This is a genomic window from Vibrio sp. V08_P9A1T1 (assembly GCF_963874405.1).
Lineage (GTDB): Bacteria > Pseudomonadota > Gammaproteobacteria > Enterobacterales > Vibrionaceae > Vibrio > Vibrio anguillarum.
On the sequence record NZ_CAWNIB010000025.1, the window covers coordinates 1 to 10609 of the forward strand.

9 protein-coding genes are annotated in these 10609 nt (G+C 45.9%); all 9 read left to right on the plus strand.

Annotated elements, in window-relative coordinates; all coding sequences use genetic code 11:
- The first annotated feature begins 190 nt into the window (after positions 1 to 190).
- The 9 genes from pepB (at position 191) to der (ending at position 10448) form a co-directional block, all read left to right on the plus strand.
- Positions 191 to 1486, plus strand: coding sequence for an aminopeptidase PepB (pepB, locus tag AACT21_RS01535; protein WP_026028095.1), 1296 nt, complete (start codon positions 191 to 193; stop codon positions 1484 to 1486).
- A 72-nt stretch (positions 1487 to 1558) separates the two neighbouring features.
- On the plus strand, positions 1559 to 1984 hold the full coding sequence (ndk, locus tag AACT21_RS01540; RefSeq protein WP_013857494.1) for a nucleoside-diphosphate kinase: 426 nt from the start codon (positions 1559 to 1561) through the stop codon (positions 1982 to 1984).
- A gap of 209 nt (positions 1985 to 2193) precedes the next feature.
- The gene (locus AACT21_RS01545) at positions 2194 to 3315 is read left to right on the plus strand and encodes a bifunctional tRNA (adenosine(37)-C2)-methyltransferase TrmG/ribosomal RNA large subunit methyltransferase RlmN (RefSeq protein WP_026028096.1); all 1122 of its coding nucleotides are present in this window, start codon (positions 2194 to 2196) and stop codon (positions 3313 to 3315) included.
- Positions 3316 to 3616: 301 nt separating this feature from the next.
- Entirely contained in the window at positions 3617 to 4558 is a 942-nt protein-coding gene (locus AACT21_RS01550) for a RodZ domain-containing protein (RefSeq protein ID WP_094164193.1), read from the plus strand.
- A gap of 8 nt (positions 4559 to 4566) precedes the next feature.
- Positions 4567 to 5691 carry a flavodoxin-dependent (E)-4-hydroxy-3-methylbut-2-enyl-diphosphate synthase gene (gene ispG, locus AACT21_RS01555; protein ID WP_010320399.1) on the plus strand — a complete coding sequence of 375 codons (1125 nt, stop codon included), beginning with the start codon at positions 4567 to 4569 and terminating at the stop codon, positions 5689 to 5691.
- A gap of 25 nt (positions 5692 to 5716) precedes the next feature.
- A complete protein-coding gene (gene hisS, locus AACT21_RS01560; RefSeq protein ID WP_017044251.1) occupies positions 5717 to 6985 on the plus strand; it encodes a histidine--tRNA ligase in 1269 nt (422 codons plus the stop codon).
- A 38-nt stretch (positions 6986 to 7023) separates the two neighbouring features.
- Entirely contained in the window at positions 7024 to 7638 is a 615-nt protein-coding gene (locus AACT21_RS01565; RefSeq protein ID WP_013857490.1) for a YfgM family protein, read from the plus strand.
- 12 nt (positions 7639 to 7650) lie between these two features.
- Complete coding sequence (gene bamB / locus AACT21_RS01570) at positions 7651 to 8811, plus strand: outer membrane protein assembly factor BamB (RefSeq protein ID WP_026028097.1); 1161 nt, start codon at positions 7651 to 7653, stop codon at positions 8809 to 8811.
- A 149-nt stretch (positions 8812 to 8960) separates the two neighbouring features.
- Positions 8961 to 10448 (plus strand): ribosome biogenesis GTPase Der, encoded by a 1488-nt coding sequence (gene der, locus AACT21_RS01575; protein ID WP_029388206.1) that lies wholly within the window; start codon positions 8961 to 8963, stop codon positions 10446 to 10448.
- The last annotated feature ends 161 nt before the right edge of the window (positions 10449 to 10609 follow it).

Below are 10609 nucleotides of genomic sequence, written 5' to 3' on the forward strand. Positions count from 1 at the left end.
GACTAAGACTATTGCTAACATTATGGTTATTCAGTAAAACATCACAGAGTTAACAATTTTAACTAAAAAGAGCGGACCGAATGGTCCGTTTTTTTATCAAGTTGACATTTTGACCCTACAAAATGCTAACATCCCTTGGTTATTTAATCGTAATGGCACAGGTGAGGCCATATTCAGGCAAGGAGAAACCATGTCTACAAAGATGTCCGTATTTATCAGCCAACAAGCTGCCCAGCCTCAGTGGGGAGAAAAGGCGATTGTTTCGTTTTCAGAAAATGGTGCCACAATTCATGCTATTGAGAGTGAGCATGAACTCAGCGCGGTTCAGCGCGCGGCACGTAAGCTTGATGGGCAAGCTATCAGAGCTATCAGCCTACAAGGTGACGGTTGGCACTTAGAAAATATTTGGGCTTTCTACCAAGGTTATCGTGAAGCGAAAAAACTCAACACACTAGAATGGCAACCACTGAGTGAGTCAGATCAAGCCGAGTTAGAATATCGTATTAAAGCGACGGAATGGACGCGCGATATCATCAATAAAAGCGCCGAAGAAGTCGCTCCGCGTCAGTTAGCGACCATGGCGGCTGAGTTCATCAAATCGCTAGCCCCTGAGCATGTCAGCTACCGTATTGTCAAAGATAAAGATCTACTCACCGAAGGTTGGGAAGGTATTTATGCGGTTGGTCGCGGCTCCGAGCGTACGTCAGCCATGCTGCAACTCGATTACAATCCGACAGGAAAAGAAAGTGCTCCTGTTTTTGCTTGCTTAATTGGCAAAGGCATTACTTTTGATTCTGGTGGTTACAGTTTAAAAACGTCCAACTTTATGTCGGCGATGAAAGCAGATATGGGGGGCGCAGCAACGATCACCGGTGGTCTTGGTTTGGCTATCATGCGTGGTTTTAATAAACGTGTGAAACTCATTTTGTGTTGTGCAGAAAATATGGTTTCCGGACGCGCCTTGAAACTGGGTGATATCATCACTTATAAAAACGGCACCACAGTTGAAATAATGAACACTGATGCAGAAGGCCGCCTAGTGTTGGCCGATGGCTTGATTTATGCCAACGAGCAAAAACCACAGCTTATTATTGATTGCGCGACATTAACGGGTGCCGCCAAAAATGCACTCGGCAATGATTACCATGCACTACTCAGCTTTGATGAGAGCTTATCCCAGCAGGCATTGGTGGCAGCTCACCAAGAGAAAGAAGGCTTATGGCCTCTGCCTTTGGCTGAGTTTCATCGCTCTATGTTACCTTCAAGCTTTGCGGATCTCTCTAACATCAGCTCAGGTGATTATTCACCGGGAGCAAGTACCGCAGCGGCCTTCCTCTCTTACTTTGTTGAAGATTACAAAAAAGGGTGGCTGCACTTTGACTGCGCTGGTACTTACCGAAAATCAGCAAGCGATAAATGGGCCGCAGGTGCAACGGCAATGGGGGTGCGTACATTAGCACGCATTTTGACCGACCAAGCTCAATAATGAAAAACCGCTCAACTCTCTGTTTTGGGCGGTTCACTATAACTAAAAAAACAAAAGAAAAAGGATAACCTTATGGCTCTAGAAAGAACATTTTCTATCATTAAACCCGATGCGGTAGAACGTAACTTGATTGGTGAAATCTATCACCGTATCGAAAAATCAGGTTTGCGTATTATCGCCGCGAAAATGGTACATTTGAACGAAGAGCAAGCGAGCGGCTTTTATGCTGAGCATGAAGGCAAAGCGTTTTTTCCAGCACTAAAAGAATTTATGACCTCAGGGCCGATCATGGCTCAAGTGCTTGAAGGTGAAGATGCTATTGCTCGTTACCGCGAATTAATGGGTAAAACTAACCCAGAAGAAGCGGCATGTGGAACCATTCGTGCTGATTACGCATTAAGCATGCGCCATAACTCAGTTCATGGCAGTGATAGTCCTGAATCGGCGGCACGTGAAATCGCTTTTTTCTTCCCTGAATCAGAGATTTTCTCTCGTTAATCTTGGCGTTTTCTATCCCAAATTCTTTCGATTAAGGCCTCACGTTGTGAGGCTTTTTTATACTCGTATGATTGGGAGCTGCAGAGTAAAAACAATCCGCCAAGCATTGAATGACTTAGTAATTGAAGGGTTGTACAACCCTTGTTGTTACTGCATAAAGGCTGTACAATTCGCGCCCTTATTTATTGTTTCCGTCGTTGAGAGGCCACATGACTATTGAAAAAGTCAATCTGCTTGATTTTGATCGCCAAGGTCTGCGTAAATTTTTTGCTGAAGAGCTCAGTGAAAAAGCGTTCCGCGCTGATCAGGTCATGAAGTGGATCTACCATTTTGGTTGTGATGACTTCGAACAAATGACCAATATCAACAAGAAACTGCGTGAACAACTGCAACAACGCTGTGAAATTCGCGCGCCGATCGTTTCACAAGCACAACACTCGTCTGATGGTACGATTAAATGGGCGATGCGTGTTGGCGATCAAGATGTTGAAACGGTTTACATCCCAGAGGAAGACCGAGCGACTTTGTGCGTCTCTTCCCAAGTTGGCTGTGCTCTGGAATGCAAATTCTGTTCAACGGCTCAGCAAGGTTTTAACCGTAACCTCAAAGTGTCTGAAATTATCGGGCAAGTTTGGCGCGCAGCGAGAGAAATTGGCCTTGAGAAAGAGACGGGTCGTCGTCCGATTACTAACGTAGTAATGATGGGGATGGGTGAGCCTCTGCTCAACATGAAAAACTTGATCCCAGCGTTAGAGATCATGCTGGATGATTTAGGTTTTGGCTTGTCAAAACGTCGTGTCACCGTGTCCACTTCGGGCGTGGTTTCTGGTCTTGATCAAATGACAGGGCAAATCGATGTTGCATTAGCGATTTCATTGCATGCACCCAATGACAAATTACGCAGCGAAATTATGCCGATCAATGATCGCTGGGATATTCAAGATTTCTTGGCCTCAGTGCGTCGTTATATCGCCACTTCAAACGCTAACCGTGGCAAGGTTACGGTGGAATATGTGTTGCTGGATCACGTCAATGACGATATGGACCACGCGCACGAATTGGCTAAGTTGATGAAAGGCACGCCGTGCAAAATTAACCTGATCCCATTTAACCCTTATCCCGGTTCACCTTATAAAAAACCGAGTAATTCACGTATTGACCGTTTTCAAAAAACACTGATGCAGTATGAACACACAGTGACGGTGCGTAAAACTCGTGGAGATGATATTGATGCCGCTTGTGGACAGCTAGTCGGTGATGTGATTGATAGAACCAAACGGACCAAAATGAAACAAATGGGTGGCGATGTCATTCCTGTCAAATCGGTCTAAATCGGATGATAAAGCAAAGCCAGAGATTCCTCTGGCTTTGTGCATTTTTACCATTTGAAATAATTTTCCGCGATTTTGACGTCAATTTTATGAAAAATATTGACCTAGCTGTAATTTCTTTCCTAAAGCCATGTTGTTTAACGTCAAATATCCATTAGAATTGCTAACTGACGTAATGTTAAATTTGAACTGTCGCCTGCATCAATGAATGCAAATTTTTCACCGTGTTGGAATGCACCATTTTATTACTACGAACTAATAACAATAAAAGTGATGACGGTGCCATTCGAGCCATAACATAATGAGATGTACAAAACGGATGACTACTGAACAAGAACAGATTATTGCAGATGTAAAAACAGACACGGTGCAACCCGGTACTTTATTAAAGGCAAAGCGTGAAGCGTTGGGATTAACGCAAAAGCAAGTTGCCGATAGGTTGCGGTTACGTCTCTCTATCATTCAGAGTTTAGAAGAGAATAACTTCGCCTCGGACCAAGTGGCGACGTTTACTCGCGGTTATTTACGTTCCTATGCGAAGGCCGTCGGGATCAAAGAGTCAGTTATTTTAGCTTCCTTTGATGATTGCTATCCTACGGTTGTCGCTGAGCAACCGATGCAAAGTTTTTCGAAGAAAACCAAGCGAGAGAAACACGATAGCCGTATTATGACGCTGACATGGGGTATTTTTGCCATCATTATTGGTATTTCCTCATTATGGTGGTGGCAAAACCAAGAACAAGAGAATGTTGTGGTTGAGAGTGCACCATCAATCACGTCGACATCGGTTGAGCGTTTGCGAGATGAGGATTTCACGACCGTTCCTGAATTAGTGCCTACGGTTGACGAATCTCAAGTAGAAGCAGAAGCGGTGGATATCCCTGTAGAAATCAACACTCAGGCTGCAGAACTTATCCCTTCACCTGAAGATGATACAGCCGAAGCCGACCTGAGTGCGAGCGACGATCCTGTATTGGATAAGACGCCGCAGGATGCAACGAATCCATACGCTCCTCTAACGCTCACATTCAGCGCAGATTGTTGGATTCAGGTGAAAGATGCAGCAGGCAAAACCCTTTCCACTGGGATTAAAAAATCAGGGCAAACCGTAACCTTGCAAGGTGAAGCTCCGTTTCAAATCATTCTTGGCGCGCCTGAAAGCGTTTCAATGACATTTGCAAGTGAACCTGTAGACCTTTCTGGGTATACTTCCGGTAAAGTCGCTCGATTCACCTTACCTTAGAAAATACTATGCAACACGAATCTCCAATTAAGCGTCGTTCATCGACGCGTATTTATGTCGGTAATGTGCCCATCGGTGATGGTGCTCCTATTGCTGTTCAATCTATGACCAACACGCGCACTACCGATGTTGCGGCAACGGTCGCTCAAATTAAAGCGTTAGAAAAAGTCGGGGCTGATATCGTACGAGTTTCTGTACCGACAATGGACGCGGCAGAAGCGTTCAAGTTGATCAAGCAGCAAGTATCCATCCCGCTGGTGGCTGACATCCATTTTGATTACCGCATTGCGTTGAAAGTCGCCGAATATGGCGTTGATTGCTTGCGTATCAACCCTGGTAACATTGGCAACGAAGAACGTATTCGCGCCGTGGTCGATTGCGCACGTGACAAGAACATACCCATTCGGATTGGCGTGAATGGTGGGTCGCTCGAAAAAGAGATCCAAATGAAATATGGTGAGCCAACACCGGCCGCTTTAGTCGAGTCAGCGATGCGTCATGTCGATATTCTTGAAAGACTCAACTTTGATCAATTCAAAGTCAGCGTTAAAGCATCGGATGTTTTTCTCGCCGTTGATTCCTACCGTTTACTGGCTAAACAGATTGCCCAACCTCTGCATCTTGGTATTACGGAAGCAGGAGGCGCAAGAGCCGGTGCAGTTAAATCGGCAGTGGGCTTAGGTATGCTGCTTGCCGAAGGCATCGGTGATACGCTGCGTATTTCACTGGCTGCGGATCCGATCGAAGAGATCAAAGTCGGCTTTGATATTCTTAAATCGCTGCGTATTCGCTCGCGAGGCATTAACTTCATCGCTTGTCCAAGCTGCTCACGTCAAGAGTTTGATGTGATCGCCACAGTCAATGCGTTAGAGCAACGTTTGGAAGATATTTTGACACCTATGGATGTCTCGATCATCGGTTGCGTGGTTAATGGCCCAGGTGAAGCTGAAGCTTCTCATCTTGGTTTGGCTGGCAGCAACAAGAAAAGTGCATTCTACGAAGACGGCGTCCGCCAGAAAGAGCGTTTTGATAACGATGATCTGGTCAGCCAACTCGAAGCGAAAATTCGCGCGAAGGCCTCTATTCTCGATGAGAAGAACCGAATCAACGTGACTCAAATCGAACAAAATTAATCTCAACGACCTTACGGTAAGTATTGTGGCAAAAACAATTCAAGCAATTCGAGGCATGAACGACTGCCTCCCAACTCAGTCTCCACTTTGGCAAAAAGTGGAAGGCACAGTGAAAAACGTGATTAGTGCATATGGCTACAATGAAGTACGTATGCCTATCGTTGAGATGACACATCTATTTAGCCGTGCGATCGGTGAAGTGACCGATGTGGTTGAAAAAGAGATGTATTCTTTTGAAGATCGCAATGGTGACAGTTTATCGCTTCGCCCAGAGGGTACCGCAGGTTGTGTCCGTTCTGGTATCGAAAATGGTTTGCTCTACAACCAAGAGCAACGTTTATGGTACATGGGGCCGATGTTCCGTCATGAACGTCCGCAAAAAGGGCGCTACCGTCAATTCCACCAATGTGGGGTTGAAGTGTTTGGCCTGGATGGTCCTGATGTTGATGCCGAGCTGATTATGATGACCGCGCGTTTGTGGCGTGAATTGGGCATCGACAAACATGTTCGTTTGGAACTGAACTCAATTGGCTCTCTTGAAGCGCGTGCCAATTACCGCACCGCTTTGATTGACTATTTAGAGCAGCATCAAGAGGTGTTGGATGAAGATGCCAAACGTCGTATGTACACCAACCCACTGCGTGTACTCGATACTAAAAATCCAGATATTCAAGCGATTTTAGGTGACGCACCCAAATTGTCTGAGTATCTAGATGAAGAATCCAAGCAACATTTTGCAGGCTTATGTGAACTTCTTACTGCTGCGGGTATCGAATACCAAGTTAACGAGCGCTTGGTGCGCGGCCTAGACTACTACAACCGCACCGTATTTGAGTGGATCACCGAAAGCTTAGGTGCTCAGGGTACGGTTTGTGGCGGTGGACGTTATGATGGCTTGGTAGAACAACTGGGTGGCAAAGCGACACCGGCAGTGGGTTTTGCCATGGGGTTAGAGCGCTTAGTGCTGATGATGGAAACTCTGGAACTGACCGACGTGCGTCGCAGTGTCGATGTGTACATGGTCAGTGCGGGTGAAGGCACTATGATGGCAGCAATGAAACTTGCTGAGCAGCTGCGTGAACAGGTTCCGGGGCTGCGTGTTATGAACCATTTTGGTGGTGGTAACTTCAAAAAACAATTTAAACGTGCTGATAAAGTGGGCGCTGCGGTGGCTTTGGTATTAGGCGAAGATGAAGTCGCAGAAAGCACAGTAGTTCTCAAAGATCTTATCGGTGGTGAACAAATTACGATTTCTCAAACTGAAGTCGCGAGCAAACTGACGCATCTTGTGTAAGCAAGCGCATTTGAGACATCTATTAAAGAGGACAGGAAGTGGAACTCTACGATACTGAAGAACAACAAGTTGAAGCGATAAAAGATTGGTGGAAAGAGAACGGTAAAGCCGTGATCTTTGGTGCTGTAATTGGCCTTGGTGGCTTGTTTGGTTGGCGTTACTACCAAGATAGCGTTATTGCTGCGCAAGAAGCCGCTTCTGAAAGTTATAGCAAAGCGGTAACTCAGTTAGCTGCAAAAGGCGCAGAAGCAGAGATGGTTGTTGAGAGCTTTATTGATAGTAATAAAGGTACAGAATATGCCGTCTTAGCCGCACTACAACTTGCAAAAGTTCAAGTAGAAGCGGGTCAAATTGATGAAGCTTTAGCGCAGCTTGAATGGGCAAAAGCAAACACCAAAGATGATGCTATTCTACCGTTAGCGACCTATCGCGTGGCCCGTATTAAAGCGGAACAAGGCCAGTTTGATGCCGCCTTAGCTGATCTTACGACCATCACAGAGAAAGGGTGGGCGGGACGCATTGCGGAACTGCGTGGTGATATCTCACTGCGTAAAGGCGACACGGACGCGGCTTATGCGGCATACACGGAAGCACAACAAGCTGACGATGCAAGCCAAACGCTACAGATGAAACTGGACGATCTTGCCAAATAAGGGCACAAGTTGATGAAAAAGTTGTTCAACAAAGTGCTCGTTTCTGCCGTTGTGCTTGGAGCACTTGCAGGGTGTGCTAGTGAAGAAGACACCATTATCATGGCTCCTGTGCCAATGGTAACCAGTGAATTTACGCCTACAACTCAGTGGAGCACATCGATTGGTGATGGCGTAGGGCATTACTTCTCAAAGTTATCTCCAGAATACGCTTACGACAAAGTATTTATTGCTAGCCGTGATGGTTTGGTGAAAGCCTTGAACCCTAAAACGGGTAAAGAGCTGTGGCAAACCGATCTTGAACAAGATGGCACCATGCGTTTATCCGGCGGTATAGCGGCGGCCTATAGCCAAATTTACATTGGTAGTGAAAACGGTTTAGTCACTGCGCTTAATGAAGCTACAGGCGAGCTTGTATGGCAAGTTAAAGTCGACGGTGAAGTGCTAGCAGCTCCGGCTGCAGATGCGAACATGATCATTGTTAATACCAGTCGTGGCACTTTGGTGAGTTTAGACCAAGCGACGGGTGAGCAAAAATGGACCATCAGTACTGAAGTTCCTAATTTAACGTTGAGAGGTGACAGCAAACCTGTTGCGGTATCGGGCGGTGTTTTTTGGGGAACCTCAGGTGGCCGTCTTGCTGCCGCTATCGTTGAGCGTGGTCAGTTGATTTGGCAACAACCGATTGGCATGCCTAAAGGTGCCACTGAAATTGACCGTCTAGTCGATGTTGATGCCTCACCTATCGTGATTGGCGGCATGCTGTATGCGGTTGGTTTTAATGGCCAGTTGATCGCCATTGATCTGCGTTCGGGCAAACCAGCTTGGAAGCGGAATTACTCTTCAGCAACAGACATGGCTAGCGATGGTGGCCGATTATTTGTGGTGACCGACAAAGATCATGTGGTGGCTGTGGATACAAGAAGCGGTACCGAACTTTGGAGCAACAAACAGCTTGAACACCGTTTGCTAACTGCACCAGCGATTATCAATGGCTACCTTGTGCTAGGTGACAGTGAAGGGTATCTACATTGGATTGATCGCAGTAGTGGCGAATTCGTTGCCCAACAATTGGTTGATAAGAGCGGTTTTGCGGTGAGTCCTCTCGCTGTCGATGATGGTTATGTCAGCATGACCCGTAATGGCAATGTAAAGAAACTGACGATTAAAAAATAAATCGTGATATAATTCACATTCGGCTCCTGGCTGGTAACAGTTAGGGGCCGTTTTATTGAATAAATAGATGTGGTTATAGGTAAAAATTTAATGCTTGCTAGCAAGTGTTTACCTATAACTACATAAGAGAAAATATTGTAGAGGTTAGTATGGTTCCTGTTGTTGCTCTTGTTGGGCGTCCCAATGTCGGTAAATCTACGTTGTTTAACCGATTAACTCGCACTCGCGATGCGTTGGTGGCGGATTTCCCCGGTTTAACGCGTGACCGTAAATATGGCCAAGCTAAATTGGGTGAGCACGACTTCATTGTTATCGATACTGGCGGTATTGATGGTAGTGAAGAGGGTGTAGAAACGAAAATGGCTCAACAGTCATTGGCCGCGATTGATGAAGCTGATGTTGTGCTATTTATGGTTGATGGTCGCGCTGGTTTAACGGCGGCTGATGAAGTGATCGCCCAACATCTGCGTAAGATTGAAAAGCGCGCTATTTTAGTCGTGAATAAAGTGGATGGCATTGACGCTGATGCTGCAAGTGCTGAGTTTTGGCAATTGGGCGTCGATCAAATGTACCAAATTGCTGCCGCTCATGGCCGTGGTGTTGGGATCCTTATCGACCGAGCTTTGAATCCACTTGCTGAAGAAATGATCGAGCAGGCTGAAGGCGAAATCGAAGATCTAACCGACTTTGAAGATGCCGAAGAAGAAAAGTTAGATTACACCGAAGAAGAAGCCGAAGCTGAATACAAACGTCTGCAAGATCAGCCGATAAAACTGGCGATCATTGGCCGTCCGAATGTCGGTAAATCGACACTCACCAACCGCATTCTCGGTGAAGAGCGTGTTGTGGTTTACGACATGCCCGGAACGACGCGAGACTCCATCTACATCCCGATGATGCGTGATGAGCGCGAGTATGTATTGATTGATACTGCTGGCGTGCGTCGTCGTACTCGCATTAACGAAACGGTTGAAAAATTCTCGGTCGTCAAAACCTTAAAAGCCGTTGAAGATGCAAACGTTGTTCTGTTAGTCATTGACGCTCGTGAGAATATCTCAGATCAAGATCTTAGCCTGCTAGGTTTTGCACTAAACGCCGGACGTTCAATAGTGCTTGCAGTCAATAAGTGGGATGGGCTCGATAACGACGTCAAAGAACGTGTCAAGAAAGAGCTCGATCGCCGTTTAGGCTTTGTCGATTTTGCTCGTATCCACTTTATCTCTGCATTGCATGGTACGGGTGTTGGTCATCTATTTGAATCGGTTCAAGAAGCGTATAAATCGGCGACAACACGTGTTGGTACATCGGTATTGACTCGCATTCTTAAAATGGCAACCGATGATCACCAACCGCCTATGGTTCGTAGCCGCCGCGTAAAACTTAAATACGCTCACGCAGGTGGTTATAACCCGCCGATTATCGTTGTACACGGTAACTTGGTGAATGAGCTGCCAGATTCTTACAAACGTTATTTGATGAACTATTACCGTAAGTCTTTAGAAATCATGGGTACGCCTATTCGTATCCAGTTCCAAAGCAGTGATAACCCATTTGAAGGAAAAGTGAATAAGCTGACCTTATCTCAAGAGCGTAAACGTAAACGCTTAATGACGATGATGAAAGGACGCAGCAAGTAGCCTTCCTCATAACTGAAATACCCAAGCTTAGACTTGGGTATTTTTTTGCCTAAAATTTATCATTGGCGATAGAGTCTCACTAACGTGGCGGTCTGGAAATGAAGTGCAGTACCAAAATGATTGAGTGAAAAACAGAGCACGGCAACGTTGCTGCTTTGTAT

Bases quoted from the DNA above. Each gene is read 5' to 3' on its own strand.
- AACT21_RS01550 (WP_094164193.1), top strand. From the start codon at position 3,617: ATGAGATGTACAAAACGGATGACTACTGAACAAGAACAGATTATTGCA.
- ispG (WP_010320399.1), top strand. From the start codon at position 4,567: ATGCAACACGAATCTCCAATTAAGCGTCGTTCATCGACGCGTATTTAT.
- bamB (WP_026028097.1), top strand. From the start codon at position 7,651: ATGAAAAAGTTGTTCAACAAAGTGCTCGTTTCTGCCGTTGTGCTTGGA.
- AACT21_RS01545 (WP_026028096.1), top strand. From the start codon at position 2,194: ATGACTATTGAAAAAGTCAATCTGCTTGATTTTGATCGCCAAGGTCTG.
- ndk (WP_013857494.1), top strand. From the start codon at position 1,559: ATGGCTCTAGAAAGAACATTTTCTATCATTAAACCCGATGCGGTAGAA.
- der (WP_029388206.1), top strand. From the start codon at position 8,961: ATGGTTCCTGTTGTTGCTCTTGTTGGGCGTCCCAATGTCGGTAAATCT.
- pepB (WP_026028095.1), top strand. From the start codon at position 191: ATGTCTACAAAGATGTCCGTATTTATCAGCCAACAAGCTGCCCAGCCT.